At 35.5% G+C, this 20,223-nt stretch carries 24 protein-coding genes, 1 tRNA gene and 1 riboswitch; of the genes, 13 read left to right on the top strand and 12 right to left on the bottom strand.

The window, feature by feature from the left end:
* The first annotated feature begins 1 nt into the window (after position 1).
* The 8 genes from Q0X52_RS03415 to Q0X52_RS03380 all read left to right on the top strand — a co-directional run bounded on the left by Q0X52_RS03415 (position 2) and on the right by Q0X52_RS03380 (position 8,292).
* On the top strand, positions 2-892 hold the full coding sequence (locus Q0X52_RS03415; protein ID WP_297574878.1) for a PDC sensor domain-containing protein: 891 nt from the start codon (positions 2-4) through the stop codon (positions 890-892).
* Entirely contained in the window at positions 892-1,602 is a 711-nt protein-coding gene (gene hisA / locus Q0X52_RS03410) for a 1-(5-phosphoribosyl)-5-[(5-phosphoribosylamino)methylideneamino]imidazole-4-carboxamide isomerase (RefSeq protein WP_297574876.1), read from the top strand. Before Q0X52_RS03415 ends, hisA begins: the two co-directional genes overlap by 1 nt.
* The gene (locus Q0X52_RS03405) at positions 1,595-2,422 is read left to right on the top strand and encodes a 50S ribosomal protein L11 methyltransferase (RefSeq protein WP_297574874.1); all 828 of its coding nucleotides are present in this window, start codon (positions 1,595-1,597) and stop codon (positions 2,420-2,422) included. Before hisA ends, Q0X52_RS03405 begins: the two co-directional genes overlap by 8 nt.
* Positions 2,419-4,350, top strand: a complete 1,932-nt coding sequence (ftsH, locus tag Q0X52_RS03400) for an ATP-dependent zinc metalloprotease FtsH (RefSeq protein WP_297574872.1) — start codon at positions 2,419-2,421, stop codon at positions 4,348-4,350. Before Q0X52_RS03405 ends, ftsH begins: the two co-directional genes overlap by 4 nt.
* Positions 4,340-4,945: a phosphatidylserine decarboxylase gene (locus Q0X52_RS03395; RefSeq protein ID WP_297574870.1), complete on the top strand. Its 606-nt coding sequence runs from the start codon at positions 4,340-4,342 to the stop codon at positions 4,943-4,945. Before ftsH ends, Q0X52_RS03395 begins: the two co-directional genes overlap by 11 nt.
* Complete coding sequence (gene pssA, locus Q0X52_RS03390) at positions 4,942-5,676, top strand: CDP-diacylglycerol--serine O-phosphatidyltransferase (RefSeq protein WP_297574868.1); 735 nt, start codon at positions 4,942-4,944, stop codon at positions 5,674-5,676. Before Q0X52_RS03395 ends, pssA begins: the two co-directional genes overlap by 4 nt.
* Positions 5,663-7,183 (top strand): 2-isopropylmalate synthase, encoded by a 1,521-nt coding sequence (locus Q0X52_RS03385; protein ID WP_297574866.1) that lies wholly within the window; start codon positions 5,663-5,665, stop codon positions 7,181-7,183. Before pssA ends, Q0X52_RS03385 begins: the two co-directional genes overlap by 14 nt.
* Positions 7,184-7,222: 39 nt before the next feature.
* A riboswitch (TPP riboswitch) is annotated at positions 7,223-7,319 on the top strand.
* Between the two features lie 19 nt (positions 7,320-7,338).
* Entirely contained in the window at positions 7,339-8,292 is a 954-nt protein-coding gene (locus Q0X52_RS03380; protein WP_297574864.1) for an ABC transporter substrate-binding protein, read from the top strand.
* A 59-nt stretch (positions 8,293-8,351) separates the two neighbouring features.
* Here Q0X52_RS03380 and Q0X52_RS03375 read toward each other — a convergent pair whose 3' ends face one another.
* The 3 genes from Q0X52_RS03375 to Q0X52_RS03365 all read right to left on the bottom strand — a co-directional run bounded on the left by Q0X52_RS03375 (position 8,352) and on the right by Q0X52_RS03365 (position 10,043).
* Complete coding sequence (locus Q0X52_RS03375; protein ID WP_297574862.1) at positions 8,352-8,957, bottom strand: hypothetical protein; 606 nt, start codon at positions 8,955-8,957, stop codon at positions 8,352-8,354.
* 177 nt (positions 8,958-9,134) lie between these two features.
* Positions 9,135-9,557 carry a restriction endonuclease gene (locus tag Q0X52_RS03370; protein WP_297574861.1) on the bottom strand — a complete coding sequence of 141 codons (423 nt, stop codon included), beginning with the start codon at positions 9,555-9,557 and terminating at the stop codon, positions 9,135-9,137.
* A 282-nt stretch (positions 9,558-9,839) separates the two neighbouring features.
* Positions 9,840-10,043 (bottom strand): hypothetical protein, encoded by a 204-nt coding sequence (locus Q0X52_RS03365; protein WP_297574859.1) that lies wholly within the window; start codon positions 10,041-10,043, stop codon positions 9,840-9,842.
* Positions 10,044-10,162: 119 nt separating this feature from the next.
* Here Q0X52_RS03365 and Q0X52_RS03360 point away from each other — a divergent pair, with 119 nt between their 5' ends.
* Positions 10,163-10,438 carry a hypothetical protein gene (locus tag Q0X52_RS03360; RefSeq protein ID WP_297574857.1) on the top strand — a complete coding sequence of 92 codons (276 nt, stop codon included), beginning with the start codon at positions 10,163-10,165 and terminating at the stop codon, positions 10,436-10,438.
* Between the two features lie 81 nt (positions 10,439-10,519).
* On the opposite strand, the gene Q0X52_RS03355 is transcribed toward Q0X52_RS03360, so the two are convergent.
* The 8 genes from Q0X52_RS03355 to Q0X52_RS03320 all read right to left on the bottom strand — a co-directional run bounded on the left by Q0X52_RS03355 (position 10,520) and on the right by Q0X52_RS03320 (position 14,870).
* Complete coding sequence (locus Q0X52_RS03355) at positions 10,520-10,645, bottom strand: hypothetical protein (RefSeq protein WP_297574855.1); 126 nt, start codon at positions 10,643-10,645, stop codon at positions 10,520-10,522.
* Positions 10,646-10,719: 74 nt separating this feature from the next.
* Positions 10,720-10,810 (bottom strand) — tRNA-Ser (locus Q0X52_RS03350).
* A 25-nt stretch (positions 10,811-10,835) separates the two neighbouring features.
* A complete protein-coding gene (locus tag Q0X52_RS03345; protein ID WP_297574853.1) occupies positions 10,836-11,615 on the bottom strand; it encodes a DUF3108 domain-containing protein in 780 nt (259 codons plus the stop codon).
* Entirely contained in the window at positions 11,612-12,295 is a 684-nt protein-coding gene (gene pyrF, locus Q0X52_RS03340; RefSeq protein ID WP_297574850.1) for an orotidine-5'-phosphate decarboxylase, read from the bottom strand. Before pyrF ends, Q0X52_RS03345 begins: the two co-directional genes overlap by 4 nt.
* Positions 12,292-12,696 (bottom strand): transcription antitermination factor NusB, encoded by a 405-nt coding sequence (gene nusB, locus Q0X52_RS03335; RefSeq protein ID WP_297574848.1) that lies wholly within the window; start codon positions 12,694-12,696, stop codon positions 12,292-12,294. Before nusB ends, pyrF begins: the two co-directional genes overlap by 4 nt.
* 3 nt (positions 12,697-12,699) lie before the next feature.
* Positions 12,700-13,167 carry a 6,7-dimethyl-8-ribityllumazine synthase gene (ribH, locus tag Q0X52_RS03330; protein ID WP_297574846.1) on the bottom strand — a complete coding sequence of 156 codons (468 nt, stop codon included), beginning with the start codon at positions 13,165-13,167 and terminating at the stop codon, positions 12,700-12,702.
* A complete protein-coding gene (gene kdsA / locus Q0X52_RS03325) occupies positions 13,164-13,970 on the bottom strand; it encodes a 3-deoxy-8-phosphooctulonate synthase (protein ID WP_297574845.1) in 807 nt (268 codons plus the stop codon). Before kdsA ends, ribH begins: the two co-directional genes overlap by 4 nt.
* A gap of 6 nt (positions 13,971-13,976) precedes the next feature.
* Positions 13,977-14,870, bottom strand: coding sequence for a DMT family transporter (locus Q0X52_RS03320; RefSeq protein WP_297574843.1), 894 nt, complete (start codon positions 14,868-14,870; stop codon positions 13,977-13,979).
* A gap of 159 nt (positions 14,871-15,029) precedes the next feature.
* Between Q0X52_RS03320 and der the strand changes: the two genes are divergently transcribed.
* From der to serS, 4 genes are read left to right on the top strand one after another with little or no spacing between them, the layout of a single operon-like run.
* Positions 15,030-16,403, top strand: coding sequence for a ribosome biogenesis GTPase Der (gene der, locus Q0X52_RS03315; RefSeq protein ID WP_297574841.1), 1,374 nt, complete (start codon positions 15,030-15,032; stop codon positions 16,401-16,403).
* Positions 16,378-16,911 (top strand): shikimate kinase, encoded by a 534-nt coding sequence (locus Q0X52_RS03310; protein ID WP_050335557.1) that lies wholly within the window; start codon positions 16,378-16,380, stop codon positions 16,909-16,911. The genes der and Q0X52_RS03310 overlap by 26 nt, the downstream gene beginning before the upstream one ends.
* Complete coding sequence (gene trpS / locus Q0X52_RS03305) at positions 16,908-17,879, top strand: tryptophan--tRNA ligase (protein WP_297574834.1); 972 nt, start codon at positions 16,908-16,910, stop codon at positions 17,877-17,879. Before Q0X52_RS03310 ends, trpS begins: the two co-directional genes overlap by 4 nt.
* Before the next feature lie 25 nt (positions 17,880-17,904).
* Positions 17,905-19,149 carry a serine--tRNA ligase gene (gene serS / locus Q0X52_RS03300; RefSeq protein WP_297574831.1) on the top strand — a complete coding sequence of 415 codons (1,245 nt, stop codon included), beginning with the start codon at positions 17,905-17,907 and terminating at the stop codon, positions 19,147-19,149.
* 54 nt (positions 19,150-19,203) lie between these two features.
* Here the strand turns inward: serS and Q0X52_RS03295 are convergent, their stop codons facing one another.
* Entirely contained in the window at positions 19,204-20,133 is a 930-nt protein-coding gene (locus tag Q0X52_RS03295; protein ID WP_297574828.1) for a bile acid:sodium symporter family protein, read from the bottom strand.
* Positions 20,134-20,223 lie beyond the last annotated feature (90 nt).

Here is a 20,223-nt window from a genome sequence, read left to right as displayed (position 1 = left end):
GATGATAATAAAAGAGATAGAAGAGTTTCAGGAGATTAGATATAAGGCAAGAGCCTATCTTTGCTACATATTTAGTAGAAATATACCAAACTACCTACCAAATATGGACAAAGAGCTTATTTTTTCAGGCTTTAATAAGATATCACACGAGCTTATTAAGTATGACGCCTTTTATCTACTCGATAAAAATGGCTATCAAATAGGCGATAATATAAGCATAAAAGAGGAGTATAGAACTGGCAGTGGAGAAAATAGAAGTTTGAGATCGTATTACTATAATGCTGTCAAAGAGAGACGTTGCTATCTCACAGATCCCTATCCTAGCTCACTTACAGGGCAGCTTTGTATAACAGTTGCAATGCCAATCTACAGTGCAAAAAAGGAGCTTTTATATATTGCATGTGCCGATATTGATATGGCAGATATCTTAAAGCTTATCAATCCACGCTCCATAGATGGGCGCTTTGGGCAAGTTTCTAGAGTAGCATATACACTCCTTGCTTTGGCTCTTTTTGGTGTGACTTGTATTTTATTTTTCTTTGGGGTAAAGAGCCTATTTTCAAATAGTCTTCATCTTATTGATACTTCTGAGATGTTTGAATCAACAGTTCTTCTAACTTTGGCTTTGGCTATTTTAGATCTAGTAAAAGCGATATTTGAAGAGGAGATTTTGGGTGCTGGCAGAAAAAATGGTGGTAACTCAAAGACGATGATAAAGTTTTTGACCTCTATCATAATCGCACTTGCAATTGAGGCTTTGATGCTTGTATTCAAATTTGCCATGACAAAGCCCGAGCATATAGTCTATGCAGTCTATCTCATCGTTGGAGTTTCTGCTTTGATCTCATCTTTGGGCTTTTATCTTTATATGAGTAGAAAAGGGAGTAGATGATGGATATATTGCCGGCAATTGATTTAAAGGAGGGCTTTGCTGTAAGGCTTAGCAAAGGGGTTATGCAAAGTGCCAAAATTTATAGCAAAGAGCCTTTAGATGTGGCTAAAGAGTTTCAAGATTTTGGCATAAAATGGCTTCATATTGTAGATCTTGATGGGGCATTTGTTGGACAAAAAATAAATCACGATGTGATAGAAAAAATTGCCTCAAAAACTTCACTAAAGATTGAAGTAGGTGGCGGCATAAGAGATGAAAAGAGTATAAAAAGCTACATCGAGAGTGGCGTAGATAGAGTTATACTTGGCTCAACTGCCCTAAACAACATAGAACTTACCAAAAAATTAGCCTTGAGCTATCCTATTGTTGTTGGCATAGATGCTATAGATGGGATGGTTGCAGTTGAGGGCTGGGCTGATGTTAGCAGAATTGAGGCAGGCAAGTTAGCAGCTGCCTATAAAGAGTCATCTATAGTTGCCATTATCTGCACTGATATAAGTAAAGATGGGATGCTTAGTGGCATAAATGTAGATTTTACACAGCAAATTGCTAGACTTAGCGCCAAAACAACGATAGCAAGTGGCGGTGTGAGTGGGATAGAAGATATCATACTAGCCAAAAAGAACAATATCGATGGAGTTATCATTGGGAAGGCCTACTATGAGGGTAGGATAAATTTAAAAGAGGCTTTAAAGGTTGCAAATGACTAAATATTTTGAGATAAAGGTTGAGTCACCCAACTATAAACTTTTTAAAGATTTCGTTTTTGAGCTTGGGGTAAGTTGTGTAGAGGAGATAGAAAATGGCTTTATCATGAGAGAGCGAGATGACAAAGAGATTGTTTATGGGCTAAAGGAGTTTGAAAAAGCTCTTGCCAAAACTCTAAATTTAGACCCCTGCTTAAAGATAGAAGTTACGCAAAAAGAGGATAAAGATTGGATAGAGAGCTATAAAAAAAGCGTTATGCCGATACAGATTGGCAAGCTCTATATCCATCCTAGTTGGCACAGTCCTAAAGATGGACTAATAAACATCACGATTGATCCAGCTTTGGCCTTTGGCTCAGGCCATCATGAAAGCACAAGTGGCTGTTTGGAGATGATAGAAAAATATGCCAAAAAGGGAAGCGATGCCCTAGATGTAGGGTGTGGGAGTGGTATTTTGGCAATTGTGCTAAATAAACTTGGAGTTAGCGTTGATATATGTGATACAGACTCACAAGCTATAGATGCAGCTAAAGAAAATTTTAGAAAAAATGGGGCCAAATTTGAGAGTGCATGGGTAGGAAGTGTTGGCAGCGCTAAGAAAAGCTATGATTTGGTCGTTGCAAATATTATTGCAGATATTATATTGATATTACAAAATGATTTAAAAAAATATGTTAAAAGAGATGGCAAACTAATTTTATCAGGAATTTTAGACAATTATTTAGATAGAATAAAAAAATCTTTTAGCGATTTTAAACTTATTGAAGAGTTGCAAAAAAACGAATGGGTAACATTAGTATATGAAAACAAGGGAGAGAAATGAGAAACAACCAAAATAGGCAAAATAACCAAGATAATAACAACAATTTTTTCAACAAAAATCCAATAGTTGTCTTTATAATATTTGCCGTGATTATTATCGTTCTTTTTAGAGTTTCATCATCTGAAAGTGGCGATTTTAGTAACTTTGCTGCAGGGGGAAAGAAGAGGATTGAATACTCACAGCTAAAAACTCTCATAGAGCAAAAGCAGATAAGTAGAGTTTCGATAGGTGATACATTTATCAAAGCTGAAGGTCCAATGGCTAGTTATGAGGCAAGAAAAGTGCAAGACCCTAGCTTGGTCACTTTGCTTGAAGAAAAGGGAATTCCATACTCTGCTTATGGCGAAAATACCTTTCTTAGCCAACTTCTTAGTTGGACTATCTACATAGCCATCTTTTTTGGAATATGGATGTTTTTAGTAAATCGAATGCAAAAAAATGTAGGTGGTGGAATTTTAGGCGTTGGAAGTAGCAAAAAGCTAGTGAATTCTGAAAAACCAGATGTCAAATTTAGCGATGTAGCGGGCGTTGAAGAGGCAAAAGAGGAGGTTGAAGAGATAGTTGATTATCTAAAAAATCCTGAAAAGTATCTACGCCTTGGAGCCAAAATTCCAAAAGGAATACTACTAGTTGGACCTCCAGGAACTGGTAAAACTTTGCTTGCAAGAGCTGTTGCAGGAGAGGCTGATGTGCCATTTTTTAGTATCTCGGCTTCAAGTTTTATTGAGATGTTTGTTGGAGTTGGTGCTAGTAGAGTAAGAGATCTCTTTGAAAATGCCAAAAAAGAGGCGCCATCTATTGTCTTTATAGATGAGATTGATGCTATTGGAAAGAGTAGATCTAGTGGTCCAATGGGTGGAAACGATGAGAGAGAGCAGACTCTAAATCAACTTTTGAGTGAAATGGATGGTTTTGATGCTAGAAAATCGCCAGTTATTGTCATAGCAGCTACAAATAGACCTGAGATTTTGGACGCTGCACTTTTAAGACCGGGAAGATTTGATAGACAAGTTTTAGTTGATAGACCTGATTTTAAGGGCAGATGTGACATTCTGAAAGTTCATATGAAAGATGTTAAATTTGCCGATGATGTAGATATCGAAGAGATAGGACGTCTTACAACAGGACTTGCAGGAGCTGATCTTGAAAATATCATAAATGAGGCGGCACTTTTGGCAGGAAGAGAGTCCAAAAAGGCAGTTGAGCAAAAAGATCTTATAGAAGCAGTTGAGCGCTCTATTGCAGGTTTGGAGAAAAAATCCCGCCGCGTCAATCCAAAAGAAAAAAGAATTGTCGCCTATCATGAGTGCGGCCATGCGCTTATTGCAGAGGTTACAAAAGGGGCTAAGTTAGTTAGTAAAGTCTCCATTATACCGCGCGGACTTGCAGCTCTTGGCTATACACTAAACACACCTGAAGAGAATAAATTTCTTATGCAAAAACATGAGCTTTTGGCTGAAGTTGATGTGCTTTTGGGCGGAAGAGGCGCTGAAGAGGTCTTTATTAAAGAGATTTCAACTGGCGCTAGCAATGACTTAGAAAGAGCAACCGATATCATAAAGGCGATGGTTTCAATGTATGGCATGAGTGAAGTTGCCGGACTTATGGTACTTGAAAAACAACGCAACACCTTTCTTTATGGACAGAGCATAAAGGACTATAGTGATAAGATGGCTCAAAGAGTTGATGACTATGTAAAAGAGATGCTTGATATAAGATATCGCTCTGTGGTTGAGACTCTTACACTTTATAAAGATGCTATTGAAAATATGGTAGAGGCACTTTACAAGCAAGAGACAATTGATGGTGAGACAGTAAGAGAGATAATCTCTACTTTTGAGAAGGAAAATGGGCTAGAGTCTAGGCTTGTTGGCTTGGTAGATGAGAATGAAGATATTAAAGAAGCGATGAAAAAAGATGAAAAATAGTGATATAAATATAATTTCTAAATTTGGATATAGAAGTATTTGTATAGCGGCGGTGCTTTTTGTGCTCTCTTTTTTATTTGGAGGCGCTATATTTTTTGGACTAATAGTGCTTTTTTTACTATTTATCTATAGAAATCCTGAAAGAGAGTTTATAAAGAGTGATAAGAGTGGCTTCTATGCTCCATGCGATGGCAAAATTAAAAAGATTGAGATAAAGGGCGACTATTTGGAGCTCTCTTTTATAAACTCAATCCTTAATGCAGGACAAGTTAGAGCACCAATAGATGGCAAAATAGAGCTTTTCAAATTTAAAAATGGACTTAGTCTTTGTAACTTTATGAAAAGTAGCAGACTTTTAAATAACAAAGCCAAATTTATCTTTAAAAACGATCTTTCTGAGTGCGAAATGACTCTTTTTTATGGTGTTTTTTCTAGGAAACTTCACCTTTTTGACCTAGATAGCGCAAGTCTGGGACAAAGAGTTGCTTTTATGGTAGATGGAGAGATTGTTTTGAGAGTTCCAAAAAATACTAGACTTTTATTTAGTGAGGATTCTAACGTAAAAGCTGGAGAGCTAATAGGGAGTTTGCAATGAATAACAACAAAAAACTTATCTATCTACTACCAAATTTTTTTACCGCCGCTAGTTGTTTTGCGGGCGTTGTGGCTGTCATCGCCTCTATAAATGGCTCTTTTTCAAGAGCGTTGCTATTTATCTTTATCTCGCTTATTCTTGATGGACTTGATGGAAGAGTTGCAAGACTTACTAACACAACCTCCAAATTTGGCGTTGAGTTTGACTCACTAAGCGATCTTGTTGCTTTTGGAGTAGCGCCGGCCGTTTATTTTTATACAGCTGTGGGACACAATTTTGGAAAGATGGGTATTTTGGTAAGTGCGCTATTTGTGGTATTTGGAGCCATTAGACTTGCTAGATTTAACATAACTACAGGAACTTATGAGCCAAACATTTTTATCGGATTGCCAATCCCAATAACAGCGCTTTGCTTGGCACTATGGGTTACTTTTTATCTACATTATGGCGCTGTAAAGGGCGTTGGAGTGATATTGCTACTATTTGCACTACTTTTGGCTTTTTTGATGGTGAGCAACATCCGCTATCCAAGTTTTAAAAAGATTGAGTTTAAAAAATCCTACTCTATGAAGATATTGATATTTTCAATTATCTTTTTTGGTATTTTATATCTAAAACCACTTGAGTTTTGTCTATTTTTATCGACCTCATATGTTATTTATGGCATTGCAAGAGCGTTTTATAATCTATTTTTAGCAAAAAAGAAAGAGCAGCAAGATGCAGAGCAATAAAATCATAGTATTTGATACAACTCTAAGAGATGGCGAGCAAAGTCCAGGTGCTTCTATGAATATAGAGGAGAAGATTCAGATTGCACTTGCACTTGAAAAGTTGGGCGTTGATGTTATTGAGGCTGGATTTGCAGCGGCTAGTGTTGGTGACTTTAATGCGATAAATGCTATCTCAAAAGAGGTAGATAGTGTAAGAGTTACCTCACTTGCAAGAGCTTTGGAGAGTGATATAAAAGCAGCCGCCAATGCCATATCACCTGCTAAAAATAGGCGAATTCATACCTTTATAGCAACGAGTGGCATTCATATGGAATATAAGCTAAAGATGAGTCCAGATGAGGTCATAAGGCGTGCAGTTGGCGCTATCGAGTATGCAAAGAGCTTTGTTGATGATGTGGAGTTTAGTTGTGAAGATGCTGGTAGAAGTGAGATAAGTTTTTTAAAAGAGATTTGCGATGCAGCTATCAATGCTGGCGCGACAACCATAAATTTACCAGATACTGTAGGATATCGTCTGCCAAGTGAGATGTATGAGTTCATAAAGATTATGAAAGAGTTTATCAAGGATAGAGCTATCATCTCAGTTCACAATCACAACGACCTAGGACTTGCCACTGCCAACACTCTAGCTTGCATAAGTGCTGGTGCAAGACAGGTAGAATGCACGATAAATGGCATAGGAGAGAGGGCTGGCAATGCTGCATTAGAAGAGATAGTAATGGCTATAAAGACTAGAGATGATTTTTTTGGGGGACTTTATACCGATATAAAGCACAAAGAGATCTATCCAACAAGTCGCTTGGTCTCATCTATCATAGGAATGGAGCCACAACCTAACAAGGCCATAGTTGGCAAAAATGCCTTTTCTCATGAGAGTGGAATTCATCAAGATGGAGTTTTAAAATATCCGCAGACTTATGAGATTATTAAAGCCGAAGATATTGGTATGGAGAAAAATGAGCTAGTTCTTGGCAAGCACTCGGGAAGACATGCCTTTAAAGAGAAGTTAATCTCGCTTGGATTTAAGTTGGACGATGATGAGATCAATGAGCTATTTGTTAAATTTAAAGAGCTTTGCGATAAGAAAAAAGAGATATTTGATGATGATATAAGTGCTCTTATTGGCAATGAGAGTGTTAAGATACCTGAGTTTTATACAGTTGATAAACTAAGCTGTCTAACCTCTACTAATGGGCATTTTAGCGCAAGTATCACCATAGAGCACGATGATAAACTTATAAGCGATTCTGCACTTGGCAATGGTGCAGTTGATGCGATATTTAAGGCGATTGATAGAATTTCAAAGATTGATGGAAAGTTACTTGACTACAAAGCAAGCGCTGTAAGTAGAGGCAAAGACGCACTTGCAAAGGTCGTTGTAAAGGTAGAGTTTGAAGACAAAAGCACAGTTTTAGGACGTGGGCTTGATGTTGATACTATGTTTGCCACTGCAAAAGCATATGTTGGAGCGCTAAATAGCTATCTAACTCTTAAAAACAACCACTAGTAGTGGTTGCAAATTAGTTAAATTTATATATAATTTCAAGATGATTAGCAGGGGTGCATTTTGCTGAGAGAGTTTTTACTTAACCCTTTAACCTGATACGGATAATACCGGCGTAGGGAGCTTCTGCTTTTCATAATTCATTATAAAGGTGGGTTATGAGAAAGTTAATCTTACTATTTTTTCTATTGTTTAGTTCTCTTTTTGGGCTAGAGATAAAGGACGCTTACAATGAGCTTACTTTAAAAGAGCCTGCAAAAAGGGTTGTTGCGCTTGACTATGTTAGCGTTGATGTGCTTATAGCTCTTGGTGCTTATGACAAGATTGTTGGGATCACAAGCGATTGGAAGAGTTATCTTGGCGATGAGTTTAAACACTATGGCTATGACTTTGCCTCTTTGCCAAATTTAGGCAAGGCAGCAAATGTAAATTATGAGTCAATTATCGCCTTAAAACCAGATGTTGTTATCATCAGCAAAAAGTATGATGAGAGCATAAAGGCTCTAAAAGAGATGGGGCTTAAGGTCTTTGTGAGTAGTTTCAAAAACAACCAAAGAGGCAATGAGCTAGAGCTAGAAGAGGGCATTGTATCGCTTGGCAAGCTCGTTGGAAAAGAGGCAAAATCAAAAGAACTTCTATCTTTTATCCGCAAATCAAAAGAGCTCTTAAAGCCTCTTGATGGAGTTAGTCTTAGTGAAAAACCGCGCGTAATGATACTTGATAAGTGGCTTGGAACTTATGGCGATGAAAACTATGTGATGGAGTTTTTTGAAAAATCGGGCGCTTTTTTTATCACCAAAAACGACTTCAAAGGCTACAAAGAGCTTTCGCCAGAAGCCATACTTGCCTATGATCCTGACTATGTTTTTATACAGGAACGATATAGCGATACAAAAGAGATTTTAGAGGGCGATGTTCGCCTAAAAGAGCTTAGAGCCATCAAAAACAACTCTTTGATAGTTTTGCCAAGATTTGCCAAAGCGTGGGGGCATATTACGCCAGAAGCTGCAAGTATAGGCGAAATTTACATAGCCAAATTTTTACATCCAAAACTTTTTAAAGACATTGACTTAGATGAGTTGGTGGCTGAGTTTGAAAGCCGTTTTAGGTAAAAAGATCTGAGTGGCTAAATTTCAGCCACTCTTTAAAGCTTAAATTTAGCCTTGCAAATTTATTTTTTAAATTTCAAAAGCTCTCGTGGCAAAAAATCATCTATATTATTTATCGTTTTGTTGTCAATCTCTATCAAATTTAAGTTATTTTCTCTATAGAGCTGTAGCTTTTTGTTTTTTCTATCTAAATATGCTTTATCCTCTTCATAGCCCCAAAACTCGATATAAACCCTCTCTTTTGGTAGATAAAAGTCACAAAACATATCCTCTTTTATCGGCACTCTCTTCTCATATGCAAAGCCAATATACTCCCTATAAAGCCAGTCGGCTATGATAACTTCGGCTCTGCTTCTTACATAGTGACCGCTTACTGTTCGGTATGTGGCTTTAAATTTGGTTCTAAAGTCAATTTCTCTCTCATCTTTACTCTCTGTTGGCTTTACTGCGCCGTTAAAAATGGCGTTGTCTTTGATCTCATCTTTCCAATATACGCTCAATCTCCCCATATAGTTTTTTTGCACGCCGCCATTTTGCTGACCTTTTTCTGTAAGTTTCCAACCCTTATCGCAATTTTCTATAAATCCTATCTCTTCTAAAATTTGGTTTATCTCTTTTGCTGTTTTTTCGTAGATTTTGCCTAGGTCTGTTGGCTTTAAAATGCTCATTTTATCGTCCTTTCAATCTCTTAAATCAAATTAAGACTTATTATATCGAAAATGGTTTGCAATTTCTTTGCTCTTAAAAAATAGGGACATTGAAAAACTCAATTTCGTTGTTTATCTGCTTTAGAAAGCTCTCTATTTCTAAGTTTTGAATCTCATTTGAGATGACAAAAACCTTTCTTATAGACCTTCCTTTGAAAAAGTGACTATATTTTTTTGATACTTTTTGCAGTCATTATAAAATTTAACTATATCTTTTAACTCTGCTCCATTTTTCCAGTTTTTGCACTGTATCAAAATAGTCTCTTTTCCTATATCGTTGTGCGCTACCAAATCCACTCCCTCATCTTCAAACCCCTTTATATAGCCAGTTGGAACGACTCGATATCCTTCATTTTCATAGAACTTTTTTATATAAAACTCATAGTCATCACCCTTTTTCTTTTTCCAATCTTTACCAAAATAAAACCTCTTTTTTGGCTTTAAATTTATACTATCTCCATCTTTTCTATCAAGCTGTTTTTTTAATAGATTTTTAAAGTTTGGCTTGCCTCTTTTGCTTTGTTTGGTAGAGTCTTTGATGAGGCGAATGATTAGAGCCATTATGAATAGTAAAATTATTGATTTTATAATTTTCCTTATTTTTGATTGTGATTTTCGAGTGATGAAACCTACAGCAATTTTAGCTAAATCTTTTAAAATGCCAAATTTAGACTTTGGCTTTTGAAATTTAAGCCTTTGTTTTTAGATAAATTTTGCCACTTTAAATCATATTTTTAACTATCTCATCTCTACTATTTTTAGAATATTTTTTTTTAAATTTTCTATGTTAAATTTCAAAAATTTAATTTTTATATTTAAAACATAGCTTGGCTTTTTAGCCAATTAAATCTTACTATTTTCAGGAATTGCTTCTTTTATCATCTCTTTTACTTTTTTATCTGTTTCTTCATCAAGCGAAATCGCTTCTCTAAGAATAAAAGAAGCCTCTATAATAGCGTATAATTCAGGCTTTGTTGTTCGCCACCTTTGAAGTGTTCTAGTTGTAACTCTTAAAATTCTTGCTTTGTCTTGTTGAGTGTATTTCATGACGAGAAGATAGCTTTTTGTTCATTAAAAGAAAATTGCGAAATATTATCGTAAATTTATTAAAAATTTAGACTTTATTTCATATAATCAAAAATATATTTTAAATAAAAGGATTCTTTATGAAAATAGAATGCGAAAAATGTGGTAATCAACAAGTAGTTAATGCAAAATTTATAATAACACTAATTGGAGCAGTTATGCCAATTGGTGGATTTTGGGCTTGGGTAACATATTTGTTCGCTGGAACTGGGCTTGCATTGCCAATATGCATAGCACTTGTAGTTGGTGGAAGTGCAATGCTAGCTTTTAAAGACCAGATAACAAATTTCATTATAAAACATGGTTACAAATGTCCAAAATGTGGATGTGAAGAATGGAAACCATTAGACGAATAATAAAAATAAATTTTAATTTAACCAATAGCTTAGGAAAATTCCTAAGCTATTAAAAAATATATTCTTGCTAAATTTATTTAATTACGCTACCAAAATCTCATTTACATTTTGACCAAAACTCTCATCAACAAAGAAATTTGTCTCAAAAATATATACTTTTGTTGAAGTCTCAACTCTTAAAATAAGTTTTTTAGAATATTCTTTCAAATTTTGTCTGTTAAATTTCTATAGGTAAAAAGCCTTGATATTTATTGAAAGAGATTGTTGTCTAGTGGTATTTGTGGCGGACAGGGAGGGATTTGAACCCTCGAGCCCAGAGTATGAGCTGCACCCTTAGCAGGGGTGTGGTTTCGGCCACTCACCCACCTGTCCATAATGAAAGAAAGAATTATATCAGCTAGTTACTAAGAGGTGGCTTAAATTTATAACTATTTTTAATTTTTTCTTTTACCTCTCCTGTTATATCGCCAAAAAACAGAACATCTTTAAGCACAGCTTTTGTTGCATAACCCTGATCGTCAAGTCCTACAAAAAGCTTCCCTCTTTTGGATGAAAAGATCTTTTCGTTGATATAGACAATATAGGGCTGATTGTGAGTTTTGAGCTCTTTTTTTAGCTTTTTGCTCTCTTTTTTTGATGGGACGATAATATCAACTCTTCCATCGCTTTTGTTGGCGCCAACCGCTGTCAATACAAAGCTAGAACTTCCATCTTGCTTTAGTTTTGGAAAGTTAAAAAAGAGCGTTAAGAGGTCGTTTGTTGCGTAGTAATCTATCTTTTTGTCGATATCTTTTCGCCTTAAGCCATTTTTAGTTATGAAGCGCAACATATAGACACTTTTGCCTTTGTGATCGAACGTATAGTATTTTTCAACCACTACTTTGCCACTGTTTCGCTCTATATTGTGGATATAAACCTCTGGTATGAGAGTGCCATCTTTTATCTCGCCTTTACTATAAAAATACTCTCTTCGGTTGCCGCTTAGTGTTTTTGCAAGACCGCTACTTTTGGCATCCAAAGTTATCTCATAGCTGTTATTTTCGCTTTTTAAAACAGCATCGGCACTTCCAATTTTGCCAAATATCCCGAAGCTAACATCATATTTAAAATGAACCTCTTCTGCCCCTTTGGCAAAAGTTGAAATAGCGATAAAAACAATGACAAAAAAGAGTCTCATATCTGCGATAGTATCCTCTTGGCAGCGCCTTTTGGATCTGCGTCTTTATATATTGGTCTGCCAACTACTATAAAATCAACTTTGTGATTCTTTGCAAACTCTATATCGGCAACTCTTTTTTGATCGTCCAAGCTTCCACCCTTAAATGGTCTAATTCCAGGGCAAAGTGTGATAAATTTATCATCTACAATACTTTTTATAAAGGCACTTTCGTGAGCTGAGCAGATCATTCCATCAACTCCGCACAAAGAGGCTGTTTTACTCATCTCTTCGACTCCGGTTTTGATATCTACATTATAAACATCATAAAACTCACTAGTAGAAAAGCTTGTAAGTGCGCTAACTGCCAAAACCTTTGGTCTGTAGGTAAGTCCATTTAGCCTATCCATTACCGTATACATCGCAGTTTTGCCACTACTTGCATGGATACTTATCATATCAACACCACTTTTTGCAAGAACTTCACAAGCATCAGCCATAGTATTTGGAATATCATAAATTTTAAGATCTAGAAAGATTTTAAAATTGTCTATCTTTCTTAACTCATCAATTAGCGCCATTCCATCTCTTAGATAGCTTCTAAGCCCAACTTTAAGCCAAATATCAAACCCTTTAAGCTCATTTGCAAGGGCTAAATTTTGCTCTTTTTTCTCCATATCTAAAGCCACACAAAGTTTCACTTCTTCTCCTTATCTGTTTTTAGTGCATCTAAAACGCCATTTATAAAGGCAGGCGCGCCATCGGATGCTAGCTCTTTTGCAAGTAAAACTGCCTCATTGATAACTATTGCATCATCTGTTTTTGTAAAAAGCAACTCATAAGCGCCAAGCCTAAGAATGGCTCTTTCGACATTGCCAATTTCTTCTAGTTTATGCTCATTAAGATGAGTATTTAAAAGTTCGTCTATTTTGTTTTGATATCGTTTTGTCCCATCAAGCAGTGAGAGAGTAAAGCTTTTTTGTCTATTTCTTATCTTTTTTTCTTCCAAAAAATCATCGATAAATTTAGAGTTTTGACCACTTATCTCATCTGAATAAAGAAGCGATATCACACTTTGTCTAACTTGATGTCTAGTTGCCATCTGCTATCCTATTTTTTTATAGAGATTGATAAGCTCTATCACGCCACACATCGCCTCAAAGCCCTTATTGCCAGCTTTGCTTCCAGCTCTTTCAATGGCTTGCTCTATCGTATCTGTTGTAAGCACTCCAAAACCTACAGCTGTTTCGTGTTGCAAGCTAACAGAGGCGATACCTTTTGTCATCTCAGCCGAAACATAGTCAAAGTGCGGTGTAGAGCCTCTTATAACAGCGCCTAAGCAGCAAACTCCGTCAAATTTATTGCTCTTTAGGACCATTTTTAAACTCATTGGTATCTCAAATGCTCCAGGGACTAAAAAAAGTGTTAGGTTTTCTTGGGAGCCTCCATGTCTTAAAAAGGCATCTTTTGCCCCTTCAACTAGCCTGTCGGTTATGATATGGTTAAATCTTGAGGCAATGATAGCTACCTTTTCTTTGCCGCTAAGATAAAGAGTTCCTTCTACTTTATTCATCTATTCTCCTTTATTAACTCTTCTATTTTTAAGGTTAGATCTACAATATTTTTAAGCTCATCTATTGTTAGCATATTTGGTCCATCGCAAAGGGCTTTTGAGGGATCTATATGAGTTTCATAAAAAAATCCATCCACGCCAATACTAGCAGCTGCTCTTGCAAGTGGAGCTACAAATCTAGCATCGCCGCCACTGCTCTCGCCTAAGGCGCTAGGCATTTGCACGCTATGAGTTGCATCAAAAATAACAGGTGCAAACTCTCTCATTATCGGCAAACTTCTCATATCAACTACCAAATTTCCATATCCAAAAGTGCTTCCTCTCTCACAGAGATAAACGCCGTTATTTAGAGCTACATCATATCCCTCTTGCTCTATTCCACGAGTCTCTAAAACCTTTTTAACAGAGTGTCTCATCGCTTGAGGCGCTAAAAATTGACCTTTTTTTATGTTTATTTTGGCTTTTGTTTTGGCTGCTGCAACTAACAAATCTGTTTGACGAGATAAAAACGCTGGGATTTGGAGCATATCGGCAACTTCTGCTACGCTTTGTGCTTGATAGCTCTCATGGATGTCTGTTACTATCTTGAAGCCAAACTCATCTTTGACCTCTTGAAGTATCTTGCAGCCCTCTTGAAGTCCAGGTCCTCTAAAGCTTTTTATGCTAGTTCTATTTGCTTTATCAAAACTTGCCTTAAAATAAAAGTCAATACTATCGTTTTGTTTTAAATCTACAAGCTCCCTTGCTACAGCAAAAACAAGCTCTCTACTCTCTATGACACAAGGTCCAGCCATTACTATCATCTAAATTTACTCCTTTAAAACTACCATTATACCGCTTACAACGACTAAAACTATCCCTAAAAATGCCATTAAATTTGGCAAACTATCACCCATAAATAGACCCAAAATCAAAGTGAAGATTATATCACAATACCCAACAGCTGCTACAACTCCAGCGTGTTTGCTAGCAGCATATGCCTTTGTCATATATGTTTGAAAAAGTATCCCGCCAATCCCCATAAGGACTATAAAAATCCACATTTTAGCACAGGGCATTGTAAATTTAGCAAACATAAAATCAAGATAGCTAGGAATTGCAAAAAACTCAGCCGCTATCATACAAGCTAGCGGTATTATCGTGCCTGAAAGCATAAAAGATAAAACTATAGTTTTGGTATCATATGCTCTTCTTAACTCATGCACGCTCATATAGGCAACTGCCGCTAAAAAGCCATTGAAAAGCCCCATAAAATCATATCTGCTAAAGCCCAAATTTGGTTGCATTATAAGAACAATTCCTAAAAAGCCCAAAAATATACCTATCCAAGCTTCAAAACTTAGTTTTTCTTTAAAAAATAGCACTCCAAAAAGTGCTAAAAACATAGGCGCCGTTTTGGCAAATGTAAAGGACTCAGCAAGTCCAATGTTTGCTATATTGTAAAAAAAAGCAAGCATCGAAACAGAACCTATAAAGCCTCTCATAAAGAGTAGCATTCCTCTTCCACCTCTGTTTATGGGTGGGTTTTTATAGATGGCTAAAAGTATCAAAATAAGCCCTACGATATTTCTAAAAAATGCCACTTCAACAGAGCTCATATCGCTACTTAAAGCCTTTGCAAAAGCTCCAGTTAGTGCAAAGTAAAAAGAGCCTAAAACCATATAATAGGCACCTAAATTTCGTATCAAAAAACTATGAAACATTTACTTCCTTTGTAAGGCGCTATTTTATTACAACTTAACTTAATATCTACAAATTTTCTTAAATTTAAAGTTAAATTCTTTATTTCAATGATTTGGCTATATTTAGTTAAATTTAGGCTAGCAAATGCTATAATCAAGACTTTTATAGAAGGATAATTTTTGCAAAAAATCATAATAATTGGTCAACCAAACGTCGGTAAAAGCTCACTTTTCAACCGCCTTTTAAAAAGACGTGTTGCAATAACAAGTGAGATTAGCGGAACTACAAGAGATCTAAACAAGCAAGAGATACAAATTTATGACAAAAGCGCTTTGCTTATCGATAGTGGCGGTATTGATGAGAGTAGCGATATTTTTGTTGAGGCAAAAAAGCAAACCTACAAAGAGATTGAAAAAGCCGATATTGTCCTTTTTGTCGTAGATGGAAAGATGTATCCAACTCAAAAAGACAGGGAGCTTTTTCACAATCTTTTAAGGCTTGATATTACAACTGCCCTAGTTATAAATAAAATCGATAGCAAAAAAGATGAGCAAAGAAGTTGGGAGTTTGACTCTTTTGGCGCAACCAATAGCTTTTCTATCTCTGTTAGCCACAACATCGGCATAGATGAGCTTTTAGACTTTATCTATGCGAATTTAAAAGAGTCGCAAAGAGCGGAAAAAGAGGAGCTTTTTGAGGATTTTTTGGACAACTTTGATGATGATGGCAATCCAATAGATGAAAAAAAAGAGATAAAAGTAGGAATTGTAGGTAGAGTAAATGTCGGTAAATCAAGCCTTTTAAACGCCTTAGTTAAAAAAGAGAGATCAGTTGTTAGTAACACTCCTGGCACTACGATAGATCCCGTTAATGAAAGCTATACTCACAATGATAGAGTTTTTGAGTTTGTTGATACTGCTGGCATTAGAAGACGTGGTAAAATTGAGGGAATTGAGAAATTTGCACTTATTAGGACTCAAAAACTTTTGGAAAATAGCGATGTTGCACTTCTAGTGCTTGATGCTTCAGAGCCTTTGACTGAGCTTGATGAGAGGATTGCAGGAGTGGCGGCCAAGTTTGAACCAGCGCTTATCATAGTCCTAAACAAATGGGACAAAAGAGTTGAAGAGTTTGATGAGTTTTCCAAAATCATAAAAGATAAGTTTAAATTTCTCTCATATGCACCAATTATTAGTGTGAGTGCGCTTGATGGCAAAAGAGTTTCTCGTATCTATGAGCTTATCGAAAAGGTCTATCAAAACTACACAAGCAAAATACAGACTTCAAAGCTAAATGAGGCAGTTGAAGAGATGACAAAACTTCACCCGCTTCCGCACGATAGAGGCAAGTTAGTTAAAATTTATTATGCTGTGCAATTTGGCTTTGCACCACCAAAAATAGCACTTATTATGAATCGCCCAAAATCTCTGCACTTTAGCTACAAAAGATACATCATAAACCAGCTAAGAGAGCGCTTTAATTTGGAAGGTACGCCGATTGTGCTTTTGGCAAGAAGCAAAAACAAAGATGAAAACGATGAAGAAAAAAAATAATATTGTTTTAATTGGCTTTATGGGCGTTGGCAAAGGAACTATTGCAAGAGCTTTATATAACGAGACAAAATTTTTTCCACTAGACTGTGATGATTTGATAGAGAGTGCCTATAACTTAAAAATAAAGGAAATTTTTGCCAAATTTGGCGAAGATGAGTTTAGAAAAACAGAGAAAAAATTGGCTAAATTTATAGAAAAAAATGTTAGTAATGCTATCATCTCAACAGGTGGGGGATTTTACAAAGTGCCAAATTTAAAGAAACTTGGAACTATTATCTACCTAAAATCAGACTTTGAGGGCATAATAAGTAGGATAAAAAACTCTCCAAATGCTACAAAAAAACTAGCCAAAAGACCACTTCTTAAAGACCCAAGTGAGGCAAAAAAGCTTTTTGACAAAAGAAAAGATGAATACGAAAAAGTGGCAGATTTGATAGTGGATGTAAGTAATAAATCCCCAAAAATGGTAGCTTTAAAAATTAAAGAATTAATAAAGGATAAAATTTGATAACACTAACCGGACTTCAACCATCAGGAAAACTTCATCTAGGGAATTACTTTGCTAGCATTAAACCAATGGTTGAGAAGCAAAATTTAGGTAATAGCAAAATGTTTATGTTTATCGCAAATTACCACGCAATGACAAGTGTAAGCGATGCACACAAACTTAGCGATAACACTTACGAAGCAGCGTGTGCTTTTTTAGCTCTTGGGATTGATCCTAAAAAAAGCATATTTTGGGTTCAAAGTGATGTAAAAGAGGTGCTTGAACTTTACTGGATATTAAGCGCTTATACACCGATGGGACTGCTTGAGCGCTCTCATGCATATAAAGATAAGATTGCAAAAGGCTTTGATACAAAACATGATCTCTTTAGTTATCCAGTTTTAATGGCAGCCGATATTTTGCTCTACAATGCTGATTTTGTACCAGTTGGAAAAGATCAAATTCAACATGTTGAAATAGCACGTGATATCGCACTTAAATTTAACAACGCTCACGGAGAAATTTTTACATTGCCACAAGCAAAAGTTGAAGAAAACTTAGCCACAGTTCCAGGCACTGATGGTGCTAAAATGAGTAAAAGCTATAAAAATACAATTGATATTTTTAGCGATACCAAAACCCTAAAAAAACAAATTTCAAGCATCGTAACTGATAGCACTGCCTTAGAAGATCCAAAAGAGTGGAGAGATTGCAATGTTTATAAAATTGCCGAGCTATTTTTAAATGAAGATGAAAAACTTGCCCTACAAAAAAGATATGAAAAAGGTGGCGAGGGATATGGACACTTTAAAATGTATTTAAATGAAGTTATTTGGGACTATTTTAAAGATGCAAGAGAGAAATTTGACTATTTTATGAACCATAAAGATGATGTTTTTGAAATTTTAGATGATGGAGCAAAAAAAGCAAAAACCGTAGCAGAAAAAAATATGCAAAAAATAAGAAAAATTTGTGGAATTTATAGATAAAGATGTTGAAATTTAGGAGAAAATGATGATAAATTTAAAACTAATAGAAACAAATTTTGATGAGTTTAATAAAAAACTCATCGCCAAAAAAGTAAGCAAAGAGGCACTAAAAGAGCTTTTAGATGTTTATAACGACTTAAAAGCAAAAAAACTTGAACTAGAAAATCTTCAAGCACTTCAAAACACAAAAAGTAAAGAAGTTGGCATAAAAGCAAGAAATGGTGAAGATATAACTGAACTTAAAAGTGAGCTTGAAGAAAATAAACAAAATATTCAAAAATTGCAAGAGATAGTAAATTTTATTCAAGAAAATCTAGATCAAAAAGCATCTCACATCCCAAACATAATAGATGATGATGTGCCTTTTGGAGAGGATGAAAACGAAAATGTTGAACTTAAAAAAGTTTTAGTAGTTCCTAATTTTACTTTTACTCCAAAACCTCATTATGAGCTTGGAGAAAAACTTGGTTGGCTTGATTTTGAACGTGGTGTAAAGCTTAGTGGAAGCCGCTTTACCGCCATTAAAGGTTATGGTGCAAGGCTAAATAGAGCTTTGATTAATTATATGATTGACTTTAACCAATCTCGTGGTTTTGAGCTTGTGAATGTCCCATTTGTTGTAAAGCCTGAAATTCTTTATGGCACAGGGCAGCTTCCAAAGTTTGAAGAAGATCTCTATAAAATAAACGAAGATGAACTTTATCTTATACCAACAAGTGAAGTTCCAGTCACAAATTTATATAACGACGAGATAATAAATGCAGATATTTTGCCAATCAAAATGACTTGCTATAGCCACTGCTTTAGGCGTGAAGCAGGAAGTGCTGGACGAGATACTAGGGGAATGATAAGACAACATCAATTTGAAAAAGTTGAGCTTGTTTCTATCACAAAAGCTGATGAGAGCGATAAAGTATTTGAAGAGATGGTAAGCTGTGCAAGCGATCTTTTAGCTAGTCTTGGACTACCTCATCGTCATATGCTACTTTGTAGTGGTGATCTTGGTTTTAGCGCGGCAAAGACAATTGACCTAGAAGTTTGGCTACCATCTCAAAATTGCTATCGTGAAATTAGCTCTATTTCAAATTGTCGTGATTTTCAAGCTCGTCGTGCTAAAATTCGCTACAAAGATGGCAAAAAAAATGTTTTAGCGCATACTCTAAATGGCTCATCACTAGCAGTTGGTAGAACCTTAATTGCAATAATGGAAAATTATCAGCAAAATGATGGTTCTATAAAAATACCAGAAGTTTTGGAAAAATATATATAAGAACCAAATTAATAAAGTTTTATCGATAAATTTACGCCTTTTATAGGCGTAAATTTATTTAATTCTTGCATAAATAGAAGCTAGTATTCCACCTGAAATATTGTGCCATACACTAAACAGTGCTCCAGGAACTGCAGCAAGTGGTTGAGTTGCAAAATGAGTTAAAGCTAAAGATGTTGCTAGACCTGAGTTTTGCATACCTACTTCAACAGATAAAGCTTTTACCTTTGCCATATCTTTTGTAACTGATTTGCCAACTAAAAAGCCAAACAGATACCCAAACAAATTATGACAAACAATTATTAAAACTATAATTCCTAAATTTGCTATTATTTTTTCAGCGCTTACACTAACTACAGCTATAACAATTGCCACTATTCCAAGAGTTGAGATCATAGGTAAAACATCTTTTAAAAGTCCAGCTATTTTTGGTAAAAATCTGTGTGCTAAAATTCCAAGCACAATAGGTACAATCACAACCTTAACAACACTTAAAAACATAGCTATTACATTTACATCTATACTTTGACCAATTAATAATTTTGTTAAAATAGGCGTCATAAAAGGAGCCAATAGTGTCGTGCAACTTGTAATTCCAACAGATAGAGCCACATCACCTTTACTTAAGTATGTAATAACATTTGAACTTGTTCCGCCAGGACAGGTTCCAACAAGAACAACACCAATTGCAAGACCAAGAGGAAGATTAAAACCTTTTACCAAAATATAGGCAATTAATGGCATTATTATAAACTGTGCGCCAATACCAATTAAAACAAATTTTGGCCTTATAAAAAGCTCTTTAAAATCACTTGCTTTTACATTAAGCCCCATACCAAACATTATAATGCCTAAAATATAAACTACCCACGATGTTTTAACTAAGCTTGATCCAACTTGTGGATAATACAATGAAAATAGTGTAGCAAGTACAACTAAAATAGCCAGTTGTTTTGAAACCAACGAACTTGCGTTTTTTAACATAGCTCTCCTTTTAAGAGTAAAAATTATTTGAAATTTAAAGGTGTAACTTTAACATAAATTTATACAACAAAGTGTTTTATTGCAAAAGTT

The organism is uncultured Campylobacter sp. (assembly GCF_947255105.1).
In the GTDB taxonomy this organism is placed as follows: Bacteria; Campylobacterota; Campylobacteria; order Campylobacterales; family Campylobacteraceae; genus Campylobacter_B.
Note: the sequence above shows the minus strand (reverse complement) of the source record. Positions and strands in the feature narration are given on the sequence as shown.